Genomic DNA, 16,457 nt, shown 5'->3' with positions numbered 1-16,457 from the left:
TCTCAAATGCAGTGCCTTTAGCTTTAGCGCACTTTGGGTAAGCTCCAATTATATTTAATAGCTAGTAAACGGATAACTAGTACAACGGTAAACGCACCATATACAGCCTCTCCAACCCAGTTAGAAATAACCATTAAGTAATAAACGATGCCCCCAATAACACTAGGTAGAGCATACACATCTTCTTTTAAAACAGACGGAATCCGTTGAGCCAGCATATCTCGGATAATACCACCACCAACAGCAGTAATAGTTCCTAATAAAACAATGAAAATTGGCAACTCAGGATATAGTTTAAATCCTGCAGATGCTCCGGTTACAGTAAAAGATGCCAACCCGACTGCATCGGCTAATAAATAGCTTGCTCGGCTACGAGGGCCCATAGCATGCTTGCGATAACGGCTGTTATAGATAATAAATACGATAATTGTTACGGAAATAACCACAGTTACATATACAATATTGCGTAACGAATTCGGCGGAAAATACCCCAAGAGAACATCACGTACAATTCCACCACCGATTGCCGTGGCCAGTGCCAATACAGCCATACCAAATATATCCATTCTCCGCGCCACCCCAACAAGTGCTCCGGAGATAGCAAAGGCAATAGTGCCAATCATATCAAATATATACCAAATAATATCCATAATACCCTCACACAATCTATTCGCATAACTGCGCACACTATGATAGACTTTATGTAAGATATTATACATTAAGAGGTATGAGAATGACAAAGAACATTACACCTATAGAGATTAAAAATATGGATGAGCGTAGCCGTGATGAATATTTTATGGGTTTTGCCCTAGAGGAGGCCCACAAAGCTTATGCTCTAGGAGAAATTCCTATCGGCGCCATTTTAGTTCAAAACAATACAATCATTTCACGCCACCATAATCGCCGCGAATTAGATCACGATGCAACGGCTCATGCAGAAGTGCTCGTCATCCGCGAAGCATGCGATGTACTCAAGCGCTGGCGGTTGACTGGTTGTACCCTGTATGTTACGATAGAGCCGTGTCCGATGTGCGCTGGAGCCATCATCAACAGTCGTATTGACCGTGTTGTATATGGTGCAAGTGATTACAAAGGAGGCGCTGTAGAGTCTCTTTTCAATGTACTCTCTCACCCTGGTTTAAATCATGAACCCGAATTAGCATCGGGGGTCCTTGGTGATGAATGTAGTCAAATCATGAAAGACTTTTTTAAAGAGCGCCGTAAAACACGGAGGAGTACCCAAGAGGCTGAAGGGTCCGCACTCGAAATGCGGTAGGTCGGGCAACCGGCGCGGGGGTTCAAATCCCTCCTCCTCTGCCATATAAAATATATAAAGCGCTAACCGTGGTTAGCTCTTTTTTGCGAAGGGACCACTACTATGAAAAAATATTACCCTTATCTCATTACGGTGAGTCATATGATTAACGACTCCTGTCAAAGTGTATTACCTGCCCTCTTGCCATTATTTATCTACACTTATGGACTTAGTTTAGAGCAAGCAGGCTTTCTCATATTAGCCAATACAGCATTATCTTCATTGTTACAGCCATTATTAGGTTATGTCTCTGACAAGATCAATCAGCCACGGCTCATCACCTTAGGTGTTCTGCTCTCAGCTTGTAGCACAGGTGCCATGGGGTTTGTAACCTCCTATGAAAGCTTGCTTGTTTGTGCTACCTTAGCTGGTGTAGGCTCCTCTATCTTCCACCCTGAAGGAGCGAAAATCATGAATCGCCTCGGAGGTGGTAAAAAAGGTAAAGCCATGGGTACCTTCGCCATCGGTGGTAGCTCTGGTTTTGCCATCGGTCCACTCTTTGCGGGCTCTATTGCCTATACAGTAGGTCCTCATGGACTGGCAGCTTTCACCATAGTAGGTCTTATCATCTCAACGGTTTTATTCGCCCTCATGCCGCGCATAGTAACTTGTGCACGCACTATCGACCAAGCGGTAGCTTTGGAAAATCCTACATTAGTGGCTAAGCCGCTCAAAAATTACTGGAAATACTTTGGTATTTTGTTCGTTATCATCCTAAGCCAATCGGTAAACTTCCGCGTTATCAATGCATTCATTCCTATCTTCTGGACTCGTGAACTCGGCACTAGCCCAGAGCAAGGTAGCTTTGCATTAACCATATTCTTTAGTATTGGTATCTTCATGACATATATTGGCGGTCTACTAGGCGACAAATATGGTCCCATCAAAATCATTAGACTATCCCTATTGATTTGGTTGCCAGCTATGTTCCTATTAACAGAAGTGCCAACCTTCTCCCCTGTTATCATGATGCCTATAGCCTATATGTTACTACTCATGATTGGCGCTGCTAAAGCTCTTAGCTACAGCCCCGTTATCGTACTAGGCCAAACCTACCTTGCTAAAAGCATCGGCTTTGCCTCTGGTATTACCCTCGGTGTGAGCCAAACTATCGGTGGTATCATCGCACCTGTAGTAGGTAACCTTGCGGATACCTATTCTTTACCTGCCGCTATGATGACACTCGTACCATTCCTAGTAGTGGGTCTTGGGGCTTCATTGATACTTAAAGATCCTAAAAAATTACAATAAACAAAAAAGAACCCTTCACGTGAACTGTACCCCAAAAATTGGACACAATTTTTGAAGGTACAGACCAACGAAGGGTTCTTTTTATATTCAGCTAACCACGCCACTTGCAGTTTAGTGTTTTAGCATTTCATTCAATATAACTACATCCGTTTCTTTCATGCCTTGTGCCACAGCACCAATACTGCGGATAGTTTCATCAACGGAGTATGCTACAAGGCCATCGCCTTTTTGGTAGTTTTTGTTAAGGCGAGCTTGTTTATATCCCATAAAGGCGCCATCAAGGGAAATTGCAATTTTACCTGCACAGGATGGTTTCGCACCATCACATACGATACCAGATAGACTTGCAAGACCATTTACAAGAGTGTTCTCGATTATATCTTTACTATCACCTTTCAAAAAGGCTATGCCTGCTACGCTTACCACACCGGCAGATACAACCCCGCAATATGCGGATAGTTTACCAATACCAGATTTAACGTAAAGCGTTAACAAGTTAGCAAAGACGAGAGCGCGATACAATTCATCATCACTTTTACCAAGTTCATCGGCAGTCGTAATGATTGGTACAGACACGGTTAAACCTTGATTACCAGAGCCAGAGCAGATAACGACAGGCAATGGGCAACCACTCATACGCGCATCAGAGCCAGCTGCGGCACGAGCCTTGCATTTCGTTTCGAGAGATGGATTTTCTTCATCTAACAATAACAATTGTCCAATATTAGATCCATAATCATTGGACAGACCTTCCTTAGAAATTGCAGTATTATACTCAACTTGCTGTTTAATTTGAGGTAGGATACCAGAAATATCACCTGTTAAAGCAAATTCGTAAATGCTATCGAAGGTCATGGCATATTCTGTTTTAGCCGCTTTCTTAATTTCATTGACTGTTTCAGAGACAATCTCACCATCTACTGATACATAGGTTACATTCGTATGGTCATTTTCAATGCGAACAACCGCTGTATGTTCATCTGTTTCTGCAGTGATTTCTATATATAGATTATCTACGCCTTCAGCAAGTGAAACGGTACAGAAGTTAGCATCAAGCAATGTACCAAGCCATTTGCGATCTTCGTCTGTAGCAGATTCCAACACCTCTAGTTCACGCTCTGGATGACCTACAATAGCACCCAGTGTAGCGGCCGCCGTTAGTCCTTTTCGCCCCCCAGAATTTGGAATGACTACAGATTTTACATTTTTGATAATATTCGCGCTGCATCTTGCGTGAATATGGTTAGGAAACTCATCTAAAACAGAGACTGCCTTCGCAGCCGCATAAGCCAATGCAATTGGCTCAGTACAACCGAAGGCAGGACGCATCTCTGACTGTAACAAAGAAATATAATCCATCTTATACTTCCGCAATAATTTCCACTTCTACAATAACGCCTAATGGAAGGTCTTTTACTGCTACACATGAACGAGCTGGTTTAGAAGTGAAATATTTAGCATACACTTCATTAAATGCTTTGAAATCACCAATATCAGCTAAGAAGCAAGTTGTTTTAACAACTTTGGAGAAGTCTGTACCAGCTTCAGTCAATACGGCTTCAATATTTTTGCATACTTGTTCAGTTTGCTCTACAATGCCCCCTTCAACAACTGTACCAGTTGCAGGATTGAGTGGAATTTGACCAGAAGCAAATAATAAACCGCCAACCACTTTAGCTTGAGAGTAAGGGCCTACTGCTGCTGGTGCTTTGTCTGTAGAAATTGTTTTCATGATAAATCTCCTTTTATAAATAAATATAAATTAATATGACTATATTTAAGGTGCGAAACTCATGTTGATGCCTCAATATATATGACTTACCTCAATATATCACATATAAAATAAAAGTACGTATATAACCAATTATTTAATTGATTTGAATGCATTGTCAAATATTGGTTTGAAATAATCACGTTGTACATCAGTTGTTATACCTACATACAACACTGGTTTTCCTGGCTTCAACACAAATGCAGCATTTGCATAGAGTGGAGTTTGTACATTTCCATCTGCATATAACAAGCGAGAGCTTGCTGCATATGTTTGATATTTTGTACCAGCCACCGGATGTACTTGTTCTGCATTTTCTACGGTTAGAGTTTTAAGTGTTTTAGGCATAATCGTTGCTTTTTGGGGATCACGACTAGATACATTAATTGGTCCATTTAAAGGAACTACCGTTGTGCTAGTGGGAATCTGTTTATTTATTGTTCCTAATAGAAGTTGCTCTGTTACAGGATCAATTTGACCTTTATCAAGAGCGGCCATTGCCGCTATAAACATAGGGTCATTAGCCTTTTCTTTAGCCACTTGTTGAGCTATTTGTTTAACATCTACAGCTACTACGAATGCATCTTTTTGACCAGTTTTATCTGCCCCTTGCAATTGGTATATATCAAAATTAGTACCAAAGTTTTGGAAAAATTCCTTTGCCATCATATTCGACATCGTAGATTTTGAAGATTCCTCATTTAATTGTTTTTCTACAAAATCACGTGTATTTGTTTTGGATGCAGAAACAACAGTTACATTGTTAGGCACTATCATGGATCCTGCAATTGTTTGTACATCCTTAGCAAAACCTACGCCAGATACAGTACCCATTAGGCAAGCTGCACAAGCCAATACTTTCAAAGATTTCATATTATTTTCCTCCCTTGAGAGATTGTGTTTGATACATATGATTCAACTCATTAGCCCAATAATCATGGCTAGAATCATCAGACATTAAAAGCTGTAAAGATACACCTTTATCTGTAGGAACAGCATAACCAATTAAGGAATAGGTATTTCTAAAGCCATCATATTTTAGACTACCGCGTAAATCGCCTGTCACAGCCGTACCATAGCGAGTTTGAACAGGTTTATACGCTACATGAGTTGCATCTAGGCTCACTTGTTTTGCCACAAAGTCTACATAAGAACGGACCTCTTCTATACTTTTAGGAGATGATTTCTTATCTGTGGCAAGCATTTTATCAAAGACACCTATAATTTGAGAAGGTAACTTGTCATTTATCGTTTTTAGATCTTTAGCTAATTTAGTACCTTCAACAGTACTGCTTTTTAAGCCTTGTAATTGTTGTTGGGCCGTCTCTTTAGAGTAAGATTCTACATGTTTAGAGATGGAGTGCTTTAATGCAGCTTTTTCCGCATCTGACCCCTTCTCTAAAATAGTCTTATTCATACCTATAACTTGATCAATAGCATTTTTAGAATAGTTAATAACAATTAAACTACCTGTATGATGACCTTGTTTATCAGTACCTTGCAGTTGATAGAAGGAGTAACCATCAAGAAAATCCCCCTTCACTGGTTCAACAGCTACACCAGTCTGTACTTTCACAACATTATTAATAGTATCAACAGCAGATTTATTTGCTACTTTGAGAAATTTATCTTGTTCTTGATTACGCAATCTTGCATCAGTAGAAATGTGCACAACTTCTACAGCTTTCACAGTTGGGGAAGTACTGCCGTACATACCATAACCTAAATCTACCGTATCAGCACATGCCACTGCCCCCATACCCACAGTTAAACAGGTGGCACAAGCCAATGTCATCAACTTTTTATTGAGAGTTCTCATAAGACACCTCACCTTTTTAACAATACACTATGTATAGATTGTTAGATAATCCGTGCAGTATATATTAAAAGTTTAAAAGATAATCATCTATACTGCATATATTAATTATTATACTATATCGACATATATAACTGTATAGTATAATTTACAAGCTTACCTTTCTGCTATACAATACATAAATAGACATGTAAAGATGATATATGTATGAGAAATGGAAAGGAGTGCACACTCGGTGTGCTTTTAACATGATACAAGAATTAATTCCCCTCACTAGGCCTCGCACATTAGCTGCTGCATTAGGGCCTACCATTTTAGGTGCCGCCTTTAGTTATTACGCATTTGGTGCTGCTCAGGGTACAGGTCTTGCCATTTTACATACAGTGCTCATATTTTTAGCTGTTGTAACAGCCCAAATTGTAGCTAATTTATGGAATGAATATAAAGACTTTAAATCTGGACTTGATGCTGGTCAAAAGGTAGGTAATGCTGGTTCTATCACACGTGGCGTTATAACACCAGAGCTCATTATAACGATGATTAAAGTACTCATGTTTGTACCCATTATTATTGGTCTTTATTTATCTGCTACTATAACTTGGTACTACATTCCTGTAGGCTTCTTATGTATTCTAATTAGTTTTCTTTACTCTGGCGGTCCAAAACCAATTTCTCGAACACCATTTGGAGAAATTTCCTCTGGTATCGCCATGGGTTTTGCTATCGTACTCATTACAGGCTATGCCTGGATACGAGAATTATCCTTAGCCCTGTTAATTCCTGCAATTCCATCTACATTGCTAGTTGGTTCCATCATGTTGACGAATAATATCCGAGATATTCGTAATGATGAAAGCCATGGACGTCACACGTTGCCAATCGTGCTTGGTCGTGAAAGAGCACTCAGCTTAATGAGTATCTCATATATTTTCAATTTTATTTGGATCATTGCTTGGATTATAGTAGGCCATATGACATGGTTCACCTTATTAGCATTCCTTGCAGCACCACTAGCTTTCAAAACAATTCATACATTATCTACCAATACAGATGAGTTCCAACTAGATAAGGCTATGGGCACTACCGCTGGGGCCGCTATGATTTATCAACTAATGTGGGCGATTGGACTTATCATGGGCAAATTGTTTTAAAAATGAACATACTTATATTATAGGTTCTCCATAGTTTTTAGTTATGGAGAACCTATAATAATTCCTTCTTGATAGATAGGAAATTATTTAGTACTATAGATTTAATATTTTATATGTAATTATTGTATAAGGAGTGTGTCTAATGAGAAAATTTTTAGCATTGGCAGCTACTGTAATCCTTGGCGGCGCTTTATTAATCGCAGGCTGTGGTAACGACAACAAACAAGCTGCTAGCGATGGCAAACAAGTATTAAAAATTGGGGCAACAGCAGTACCTCACGCAGAAATTTTGGAACAAGTTAAACCAATCTTAGCAAAAGATGATATCGAATTAAAAATCACTGAATTTACTGATTACAACACACCTAACTTGGCTTTAGGGGACAAAGAGATTGATGCCAACTTCTTCCAACACGTACCTTACATGGAGGAATTCGCAAAAGCTCACAAACTTGACTTAGTATCTGCCGGTGGTGTTCATCTTGAGCCAATGGGTTTATACTCCCGTAAAATCAAAGATTTAAAAGATCTTCCAAAAGGCGCTAAAATCGCTATTCCTAATGACCCTACAAACGGTGGTCGTGCATTATTGTTGTTACAAAAACAAGGTCTAATTACATTAAAAGACTCTACAAACATCTTATCTACCGTACAAGATATTACTGCGAACCCTAACGAATATCAATTCGTAGAATTAGAAGCAGCACAAGTACCTCGTTCCCTTGACGATGTAGCCTTAGCTGCTATCAACACTAACTTTGCATTAAACGCAGGTCTTAACCCTGGCAAAGATGCATTGGCAATTGAAAATAACGATTCCCCTTATGTAAATATCGTAACTGTACTTAAAGGCAATGAAAATGACCCTCGCATCAAAAAATTGATGGCTGCACTTCATAGCCCTGAAATTATCAAATTCATCCAAGAAAAATACCAAGGTGCTATTGTTCCTGCATTCTAAGGTATACCAAAAAGAGACCACATCAACGTGGTCTCTTTTTATATGTTATCAGCCCCAAATCTAAAAGGTAATAAACCTTCTAATTCAACAACTGTATAGTCCCCTCTTAAATTCGCCATTATAATACGAGGTATTTCAAATTCAGAAATCACCTGACGACAAGCACCACATGGTGCACAAGGCCCTTCCGTATCAGCAACTACGGCAAGGGCTTTAAATTTTGTTTGCCCTTCCGACACGGCCTTAAATATAGCAGTTCTCTCCGCACAATTAGTTAATCCATAAGAAGCGTTTTCTATATTACACCCTTCATAGATGGTTCCATCTTCGCAAAGAAGGGCTGCGCCCACACCAAAATGTGAATACGGACTATAAGTTTTCTCACGAGCAACGATGGCGCAATCTATAAGGTTTTGAATTTCCTGTTCTGTCATATGAGTTTCCTTTTCTATCATATGGATCTCCTCATTCCACAATATCAAGAATCGTATCCGCCATGATTGGTGCAGTTTCGCCAAAGGTAATCGCCTCTAAATATGTCTTTGCAGCATTAGAAAGCAAGCTCTCATCAGAAGCATACAAGGTAGCTATACATTCACCTACTGTAACTGAGTCGCCTGTTTTCTTGTGCATCAAGATGCCCGCACTATAATCGATAGGACCATCCTTAACAGTGCGACCGGCTCCAAGCATAACGGATGCAATCCCACATTGTTCTGTATTCATATGGATAATATAACCGTCTTGAGGTGCTATCACATCATAGGTAAACTGGCCGATTGTCAATATACTTTCATCATCGATAACGCGGCTATCTCCTCCTTGAGCATCAACCATTAAACGTAATCGTTCTAGGGCTACGCCAGAATCTAATGCTTGTTGCACACGATTAAGAGCAGTTTCATAATCACACATATGACTCAATACGAGCATGTGGGCAGCCATGATAATACATTCATGCGTTAAATCCTCTGGACCATGACCTTTCAACGTATCAATAACCTCGCGAATCTCCAAAGCATTTCCAATAGCATGGCCTAGCGGTCGATCCATATCCGTCAAAATAGCCTTAATTGAACGGCCATTTCCCTTTCCAATATCTACCATTGCTTTAGCCAATTCACGAGCATCCTCTATGTTTTTCATAAAGGCACCACTGCCAACCTTTACATCTAACAAAATTGCTTGAGCACCAGAAGCCAATTTTTTGCTCATAACAGAGGATGCAATAAGAGGGATACTATCCACAGTTCCCGTCACATCGCGCAAAGCATATAGCTTTTTATCAGCAGGTGCAAGCCCTTCCGACTGACCAATAACAGCAAGACCAATTTTATTAACTTGATTGATAAAAGCATCTTGCTCTAAAGATACCTTTAAATTTGGAATAGATTCCATCTTATCAATAGTGCCACCTGTATGACCAAGTCCACGTCCAGACATCTTAGCCACCTTGCCGCCACAAGCGGCTACGAGAGGTGCAATAATAAGTGTTGTCTTATCTCCCACGCCGCCTGTACTATGTTTATCTACGGTAATCCCATCAATATTTGACAAGTCTACCATATTACCTGATTGAGCCATAGCCAAGGTCAAAGTTCCTAGTTCGCGAGCATTCATACCATTAAAAACTATGGTCATCAAGAGCGCACTCACTTGGTAATCAGGGATTTCCCCCTTTACATAACCATCTATGACAAAGCGGATTTCCTCATCTGTTAACGGCAAGTTCGCCCTTTTCTTCAGAATAATATCATACATACGCATAGTTACACCGCCATTCTAAGAAACCACCTAAGCATAGCCTAGGTGGTCTTCTATTATACTTCTTCATTCAAGTGATTCTTTAATAACTCTACAGCTGCACTGGCTCCAATTCTGCTACAACCTTCTGCAATATAGGCTTTCATATCCGTAATAGAGCGAATACCACCTGCGGCCTTAATCTGTACATTAGGACTAATATGCTTTTTAAAGAGTCTAATATCTTCAAGGCTTGCACCGCCGCTACCAAATCCAGTAGATGTTTTAATATAGTCTGCACCACCATTTGTAATACATTTGCAAAGCGCTACCTTTTCAGAATCTGTAAGATAACAAGTTTCGATAATAACTTTTAAAATCTTATCACCACAAGCTTTCTTAAGCGCCTCAATTTCACTAGTTACCGCTTCAAAATCACCTTGCTTTACATCTCCAAGATTAATAACCATATCAATTTCGGAAGCGCCCTCTTCAATGGCCTGTTTCGATTCGGCTACCTTTACCTCTGTTGTTTCATATCCTAAAGGGAAACCGATAACGGTACATATGTTAAGTTCTGGATATGCTTCATGGGCGGATGCTACAAAGTCTGGAGGAATACAAACAGATGCAGTTTTATACCTTAAACCAGCCTCACAGACTTCTTTTATATCATCCCATGTAGCTGTAGGACGCAATAATGTATGATCTACATAAGCTAATAATTCTTTACCCAACATAGTACCTCTCCTTACTAAAAGAACGACATTTGCTCTGGTTCTGGCTCTTTATGTAATGCATCTTGAGCAGAGCGATTTTTATCATCAATGAATGGTTCTAACGGTACGCCTGTAATCTTTAATAAATCTGGTAAGCTATTAACACCTTTCAACTTAGCAGCTTCTAATACAACCTTTGCACAAGTCTCCGCATCATCGAGCGCATAGTGATGCTTAAACTCAACTCCAATGTATGCAGCCATTGTATTCAACTTATGATTAACTAAATCAGGCCATACCGCACGTGAAAGTTTAACTGTACATGCATAATCTAGTTCTGGCCAAGGGATTTTATAATAATCTAAGGTAGCACGCAATACGTTCATATCGAATTTCGCATTATGAGCCACCATAATATTTCCTTTTAAATGATTTTCATAAATGGCATTCCACAACTGATCAAAGGTCTTTTCATGAAGAACATCCTTCGGTTGGATACCATGAATTTCAATACATTCATCATCAAAACTCATAAATGGTGGTTTGATGAGACTATATGCCTTTTTAGTAATTTGTCCATCCTTTACGGTAATAACCGCCAAGGAGCACGCACTATTTTTAAATTTATTTGCTGTTTCAAAGTCTAATGCAACAAAATCTAACATAGGACTCCTTTCAAAATCTATATATAAGAATTATATTCATTTACTCTACTTATTATAGCATGAAATAGACTATAATCTACTGTTCAAAGGTGACCAATAATCACCTCATTTACACCAATTTTAATTGACAGATAGGCCCTCAGTATGTGAAAATTATTTAGATATGTATGTAGTATGGAGGTTGCAACATGGCAGATGACAGATTAATCGTTGCCCTTGACGTATCCACGATGGATGCAGTGAAAGAAATCGTATTATCCCTTGGTGATTCGGTTAGCTTTTACAAGGTCGGCATGGAGCTATTCTACGCCGAAGGAGCAAAAACAATTCGTTTTTTACAGGAGCAAAACAAACAAGTATTTCTTGATTTAAAATTGCACGACATTCCAAATACAGTAGCCCATGGCGTTTCTTCTTTAACACGTCTCGGTGCTAGTTTAATTACTCTACATGGTCAAGGTGGTCCTGTCATGATGAAAGCTGCTGTTGAGGCAGCTCGTGAGAGTGGGGAGAAATTAGGCGTTGAGCGGCCAAAATTATTAGCCATCACTGCTTTAACTAGTTTCGACGATGAATCTTGGACTGCTATCGGTGGTCAGCTACCAATTTCCGACCAAGTCATTCGCCTTGCAAAACTCGCTAAAGACTGTGGTATGGATGGTGTTGTATGTTCCGCATTAGAGGCTAAAATGATTCGTGAAGCATGTGGCGATGACTTCCTCATCGTTACCCCTGGTATTCGCCCTTCCTTTGCAACAACAGACGACCAAAAACGGGTTGCTACACCAGCTAGTGCATTACAAGATGGAGCATCTCGCATTGTTATCGGTCGACCTATTACACAAGCCGAAAACCCTCGTGAAGCGGTTCGTTTAATTATTGAAGAAATGGAGAAAGTATCCAAATGATGACAGAACAAGAAGTAAAACAATTACTGATCGACACTCAAGCTATTTTAGAAGGTCACTTCCTTTTGACATCTGGTCTCCACAGTCCAATGTACGTTGAAAAATTTAATGTATTACAACATCCAAAATATACTGAAAAACTTTGTAAAGAATTAGCTGAACGCTTCCGCGATCAAAATGTGGAACTTGTTATTGGACCTATGACCGGCGGCATCTTACTTGCTCACGAAGTAGGTAAAGCGCTTGGCACCCGTGCTATCTTCACAGAACGCGAAAAAGGCGTTATGACATTACGTCGTGGCTTTAAAATCGAACCAGGCACAAGGGTACTTATCGTTGAAGATATCGTAACTACTGGTGGTTCTGTACAAGAAGTAGTAAATGTGGTAAACCAATCCGGTGGTGAAATCGTAGGTGTAGGACTTCTTGTTAACCGTTCTGGGGGCAAAGCAGAATTCGGTGTACCTCACGAAAAGGTACAAGCATTACTTAATCTTGAAGTTCCAACTTATAAACCTGAAGAATGCCCTCTTTGTAAAGATGGCATAGCTATGACAGAACGCGGTTCTAAACACATCAAATAATTTTTTAACGACCTATATACATGCATAGGTCGTTTTTCATTAGGAAGTTAATAAAATATTCCCAGTCCATCAACTACTGTCTATATTTATAAATAGATACAAAAAGAGCTCCTTCACTGAGGAGCTCTTTTTGTTTGTGTGTAGTTATTGTGTGTAAGAGAGAGATTCTGATACGAATGTATCACATAGAGTATGTGGCTCTATGGTGGCCATGAATGCACTTTCATGACCACGTACTCTATAATCTTATAAGAGAAATGGACTCATAAAGTATCGTTAGTTTTGTGTAGCTTGTGGCACACCTTGTTCACTTTGTTGTTGTGGTGCATTACCATTAGTTTGTTGAGGTGGTTGGCCTTGCATAGGCATTTGACCTTGTGGAGGCATTTGACCATTTGAATGTATATGCTGGCCATTATTTGGTCCCATACCATCTTGAGGCATCATTTGGTTTTGACCATTTTGGTGCATATGCTGGCCATTATTTGGCCCCATGCCATCTTGAGGCATCATTTGATTATTTCCATCCATCATATGTTTATCCATATATTTATTAGGACCATCATGTCTATGTGGTTTTCTAAACTGTTGTTCATTTGTTTTCATCCATTCACCAAAATTAGGTAAATCATTTACTGCAAACGATGTACATGCTCCAACCGCACAGATTACGGTTAAAATCGCTGTAATTATAATTCGTCTCATAAATCCTCCTTAGTCCACATTGCGGAAATAACGTTCACGCACACCACGAAGCTCTGTGCCAACAAAGACGCATGTAAGTCCACCAAATAAACCTACACCACCAAGTGCCACTAAAGTTACAATGGACAATACTGGAAATGCAGTAACATTCTCAAATGGTTGCCATGAGCTACCTAGTAAGAACAATATAGCCGGTGTAATAATGAATATAAGAGCACCTACAATATAGGATAAGGCACTTCCAATAGAGAGCAAAGTCTTAGATGCTTTTTTAGCCATGCCCGGTAATTGAGGTAAAAGACGTTCTTTATAATCATCAAATCGTGCATAAATTTCCTGCATATTAACAGATTTACTTTCGCTACCATCTTGATTCATTGTGTCTGTAATGATACCTGCATCTACGTAAGATGCATATATTTCCTCCGGAGTCCCTAAGGATTTAATGATCTCACTATCGGTAAGCCCCTTTTCATAACCTACCGCAAAATGCTCCTCATAAACCTCTATAATACTCTCCACATCTGCAACACGCGCTTTTTTAAATATATTACGCAATGCATCCAAAAAGCTATTTTTGTTCATTATTATCGACTCCTTTCAACAGCATATTGATAACACCAGAAAAATCATCCCATTCTTGACGCATCTTGTTATATGCTGTACGGCCTTCGTTCGTGATATGATAGTATTTCCGTGATGGGCCTGTAGAAGACTCCTTTAAATACGTTTCAACATACTTTTCTTTTTTCAGTCTGTTAAACAATGGATATATCGTTCCTTCAGATATTTCAATATATTCTGAAATGGTGCTTACGATTTCATATCCGTAGCGATCATTTTGTGTTAATAATGCTAGCACCAGCATGTCCATAACACCTTTTTTTAATTGAACTTGCATAGTTCCTCCCTTTTAGGCTGTGCTTGCCTGCCAATGTGAAAGCTCTCTTACGGTCACTATCATGTACTGACAAATACATAATAACATAAGGTACCTCGGAACACAAGGTACCTTACAAAAAAATATTGAAAATTAATATATTTTTTCTTATTTCTAATCTATAAACACAGTTAATTTCTGCATTTATAGAGAAAAATTTTTTCAAAAAAATTTCTTATTTATCGTATTTTTATACAAAATCTATTAAAGTACCCTATTATAACTAAAAATCCTCATCTAAAAGATGAGGATTTTCTAACACTACAAAAGAAAGTAGTGCATTATTGGAATACTTAATTAAGTTTTATTTACTAGATTCTAATTTGAAGACGCTTCCCCTAATTTAAGCTGTGTACTCTTCATTTTGCCGTTATGAGTATAGGATACCAAAATTGTATCTCCAGGGCTCTTAGCATCAATTTGTTCTTTTAATTCAAGTAATGTAGTAATATCTTTACCATCAATTTGTGCAATCGTATCCCCTTCTACGAGACCAGCTTGTGCAGCAGGACCATTAGGATCAAGTTGAACAACAAGAAGTCCTTCACCTTCATAGGTTACATTATTGCGCGCTGCAGTTTGACGGTCTACAGCCCACACCCCAATATAAGGGCGAATGACCTTACCATTTTTAATAATAGAATCAACAATTGTCATCGCAGAATTAATTGGAATAGCAAAGCCCATACCTTCAATTCCTTCTTTAGAGATTTTAGAGCTGTTAATACCAATTAACTCGCCATCTGCATTAATAAGTGCACCACCTGAGTTACCTGGATTAATGGCTGCATCAGTTTGAATCAATGGGAATCGTTGACCTTGATCATCAATTGTACGTGCTAAGGCACTAATAACACCAGAAGTAACTGAACCTTTAAACTCAAGGCCTAAAGGATTGCCAATAGCAATAGCTGGCTCCCCTACTTGCAAGGAGTCAGAGTCACCAATTTTGATAGGTTTAATATCTTTTGGAGGTTTAATTTTTACAACTGCTAAGTCCGTCTGTGAATCTGAACCTATAACAGTCCCCGTCACCGTACTGCCATCAGACAATGATACTGTAACCTCCCCATTTCTAGCCCCCGCTACCACATGTTTATTTGTTATAATATGTCCGTCATTATCGATAAGCACACCAGATCCGACACCTTCTCCAGCATAGATAGTACGGTTAAAAATATCCTTTTGAAATACTTGTGTTGTAATCCCTACTACAGCTGGCCCAGATTCTTTAGCCGCTTGTACTACATAGGTATTACGCGTTTCAGTAATAGGCTTAGTCTGTTTAGTTTGTTCTCTCACGTTTGTTGGTTGCGTATTAACAGGGCTGCCAAAGAAATAGTATCCTCCGCCTACCCCAATACCCAAAGCAAGAATACACGCAATTACTGTTTTCTTATATTTTGAAAATGTCATGTAGATCTCCTTATATTCTTCTTAATATTCTTCTACATCACCCATAACGTCTTAATGATGATTATAAAAGGTAAAATAAGAACCAAATCATAAATCATATAATTATGATACTTTATAAATACGCCACGTCTCACACTAATTCAAATTATCTCAAAAATAATTTTATAAAATTGATTTTGATGAACCTATTATAGTACGCCTGCTTTTACAATGCAAGATATCAATTTATAACTTTTCTTATGAAAGTATAATTATTATAACCGTATATCCTCCACTAGATAAATACCTATAATTCTGAAAGAAGCTGTATAGAATGTATTCAAATATCTAAAATCTAAAAAACATAAAGGGCATTTACTAGCCGTCGCTAGCAAATGCCCTTTATGCATATAGTTTGAGAGTGTAAGGACTGTTGAGAGAGAGAGTATATGTGATCTAGATAAGCTTTAGAGAGAACTTATTAAGAGAGAGAAGTTAAAATATTACTTATCTAGAGTCATAGTCAGCCT

Annotated in this window: 19 protein-coding genes and 1 tRNA gene; 7 read left to right on the top strand and 13 right to left on the bottom strand. The window is 38.9% G+C overall.

Going from position 1 to position 16,457, the window contains the following annotated elements; translation table 11 throughout:
- Positions 1 to 23 precede the first annotated feature (23 nt).
- Positions 24 to 650 (bottom strand): trimeric intracellular cation channel family protein, encoded by a 627-nt coding sequence (locus ACGHIY_RS02120; protein ID WP_004693621.1) that lies wholly within the window; start codon positions 648 to 650, stop codon positions 24 to 26.
- 83 nt (positions 651 to 733) lie between these two features.
- Here ACGHIY_RS02120 and tadA point away from each other — a divergent pair, with 83 nt between their 5' ends.
- The 3 genes from tadA to ACGHIY_RS02105 all read left to right on the top strand — a co-directional run bounded on the left by tadA (position 734) and on the right by ACGHIY_RS02105 (position 2,569).
- Positions 734 to 1,279: a tRNA adenosine(34) deaminase TadA gene (tadA, locus tag ACGHIY_RS02115; protein WP_004693623.1), complete on the top strand. Its 546-nt coding sequence runs from the start codon at positions 734 to 736 to the stop codon at positions 1,277 to 1,279.
- A tRNA-Ser gene (locus tag ACGHIY_RS02110) sits at positions 1,233 to 1,323 on the top strand. Before tadA ends, ACGHIY_RS02110 begins: the two co-directional genes overlap by 47 nt.
- A 58-nt stretch (positions 1,324 to 1,381) precedes the next feature.
- Positions 1,382 to 2,569 carry an MFS transporter gene (locus tag ACGHIY_RS02105; protein WP_390525634.1) on the top strand — a complete coding sequence of 396 codons (1,188 nt, stop codon included), beginning with the start codon at positions 1,382 to 1,384 and terminating at the stop codon, positions 2,567 to 2,569.
- A 111-nt stretch (positions 2,570 to 2,680) separates the two neighbouring features.
- Here ACGHIY_RS02105 and ACGHIY_RS02100 read toward each other — a convergent pair whose 3' ends face one another.
- The 4 genes from ACGHIY_RS02100 to ACGHIY_RS02085 form a co-directional block, all read right to left on the bottom strand.
- Positions 2,681 to 3,928, bottom strand: a complete 1,248-nt coding sequence (locus ACGHIY_RS02100; protein ID WP_024061300.1) for a serine dehydratase subunit alpha family protein — start codon at positions 3,926 to 3,928, stop codon at positions 2,681 to 2,683.
- Between the two features lies 1 nt (position 3,929).
- A complete protein-coding gene (locus tag ACGHIY_RS02095) occupies positions 3,930 to 4,301 on the bottom strand; it encodes a RidA family protein (RefSeq protein ID WP_004698345.1) in 372 nt (123 codons plus the stop codon).
- 132 nt (positions 4,302 to 4,433) lie between these two features.
- Entirely contained in the window at positions 4,434 to 5,213 is a 780-nt protein-coding gene (locus tag ACGHIY_RS02090; RefSeq protein WP_004693632.1) for a hypothetical protein, read from the bottom strand.
- A 1-nt stretch (position 5,214) separates the two neighbouring features.
- Positions 5,215 to 6,159 (bottom strand): hypothetical protein, encoded by a 945-nt coding sequence (locus ACGHIY_RS02085; RefSeq protein WP_004693634.1) that lies wholly within the window; start codon positions 6,157 to 6,159, stop codon positions 5,215 to 5,217.
- A gap of 245 nt (positions 6,160 to 6,404) precedes the next feature.
- On the opposite strand from ACGHIY_RS02085, the gene menA reads away from it, so the two are divergent.
- Positions 6,405 to 7,307 carry a 1,4-dihydroxy-2-naphthoate octaprenyltransferase gene (menA, locus tag ACGHIY_RS02080; RefSeq protein WP_314051018.1) on the top strand — a complete coding sequence of 301 codons (903 nt, stop codon included), beginning with the start codon at positions 6,405 to 6,407 and terminating at the stop codon, positions 7,305 to 7,307.
- Positions 7,308 to 7,449: 142 nt separating this feature from the next.
- Positions 7,450 to 8,268 carry a MetQ/NlpA family ABC transporter substrate-binding protein gene (locus ACGHIY_RS02075; RefSeq protein ID WP_314051019.1) on the top strand — a complete coding sequence of 273 codons (819 nt, stop codon included), beginning with the start codon at positions 7,450 to 7,452 and terminating at the stop codon, positions 8,266 to 8,268.
- Positions 8,269 to 8,306: 38 nt separating this feature from the next.
- Here ACGHIY_RS02075 and ACGHIY_RS02070 read toward each other — a convergent pair whose 3' ends face one another.
- From ACGHIY_RS02070 to ACGHIY_RS02055, 4 genes are read right to left on the bottom strand one after another with little or no spacing between them, the layout of a single operon-like run.
- Positions 8,307 to 8,723, bottom strand: a complete 417-nt coding sequence (locus ACGHIY_RS02070) for a cytidine deaminase (protein ID WP_349234142.1) — start codon at positions 8,721 to 8,723, stop codon at positions 8,307 to 8,309.
- Between the two features lie 10 nt (positions 8,724 to 8,733).
- Positions 8,734 to 10,035: a pyrimidine-nucleoside phosphorylase gene (locus tag ACGHIY_RS02065; protein WP_316581489.1), complete on the bottom strand. Its 1,302-nt coding sequence runs from the start codon at positions 10,033 to 10,035 to the stop codon at positions 8,734 to 8,736.
- Positions 10,036 to 10,088: 53 nt separating this feature from the next.
- Complete coding sequence (gene deoC / locus ACGHIY_RS02060; RefSeq protein WP_390525633.1) at positions 10,089 to 10,751, bottom strand: deoxyribose-phosphate aldolase; 663 nt, start codon at positions 10,749 to 10,751, stop codon at positions 10,089 to 10,091.
- 14 nt (positions 10,752 to 10,765) lie between these two features.
- Positions 10,766 to 11,395 carry a 3'-5' exonuclease gene (locus tag ACGHIY_RS02055; protein ID WP_012863964.1) on the bottom strand — a complete coding sequence of 210 codons (630 nt, stop codon included), beginning with the start codon at positions 11,393 to 11,395 and terminating at the stop codon, positions 10,766 to 10,768.
- Positions 11,396 to 11,583: 188 nt separating this feature from the next.
- Between ACGHIY_RS02055 and pyrF the strand changes: the two genes are divergently transcribed.
- Positions 11,584 to 12,303, top strand: a complete 720-nt coding sequence (gene pyrF / locus ACGHIY_RS02050; RefSeq protein WP_390525632.1) for an orotidine-5'-phosphate decarboxylase — start codon at positions 11,584 to 11,586, stop codon at positions 12,301 to 12,303.
- Positions 12,300 to 12,887, top strand: coding sequence for an orotate phosphoribosyltransferase (pyrE, locus tag ACGHIY_RS02045; protein ID WP_004693651.1), 588 nt, complete (start codon positions 12,300 to 12,302; stop codon positions 12,885 to 12,887). Before pyrF ends, pyrE begins: the two co-directional genes overlap by 4 nt.
- Positions 12,888 to 13,163: 276 nt before the next feature.
- Here pyrE and ACGHIY_RS02040 read toward each other — a convergent pair whose 3' ends face one another.
- From ACGHIY_RS02040 to ACGHIY_RS02025, 4 genes are all read right to left on the bottom strand, one after another.
- Entirely contained in the window at positions 13,164 to 13,592 is a 429-nt protein-coding gene (locus ACGHIY_RS02040) for a hypothetical protein (protein WP_008602776.1), read from the bottom strand.
- A 9-nt stretch (positions 13,593 to 13,601) separates the two neighbouring features.
- The gene (locus ACGHIY_RS02035) at positions 13,602 to 14,177 is read right to left on the bottom strand and encodes a DUF1700 domain-containing protein (protein WP_008602778.1); all 576 of its coding nucleotides are present in this window, start codon (positions 14,175 to 14,177) and stop codon (positions 13,602 to 13,604) included.
- On the bottom strand, positions 14,164 to 14,493 hold the full coding sequence (locus tag ACGHIY_RS02030) for a PadR family transcriptional regulator (RefSeq protein ID WP_195395062.1): 330 nt from the start codon (positions 14,491 to 14,493) through the stop codon (positions 14,164 to 14,166). The genes ACGHIY_RS02035 and ACGHIY_RS02030 overlap by 14 nt, the downstream gene beginning before the upstream one ends.
- Positions 14,494 to 14,850: 357 nt before the next feature.
- Positions 14,851 to 15,948 (bottom strand): S1C family serine protease, encoded by a 1,098-nt coding sequence (locus ACGHIY_RS02025; protein WP_390525631.1) that lies wholly within the window; start codon positions 15,946 to 15,948, stop codon positions 14,851 to 14,853.
- Between the last annotated feature and the right edge of the window lie 509 nt (positions 15,949 to 16,457).

This window comes from Veillonella parvula (genome assembly GCF_042850485.1).
In the GTDB taxonomy this organism is placed as follows: domain Bacteria; phylum Bacillota; class Negativicutes; order Veillonellales; family Veillonellaceae; genus Veillonella; species Veillonella parvula_Q.
Note: the sequence above shows the minus strand (reverse complement) of the source record. Positions and strands in the feature narration are given on the sequence as shown.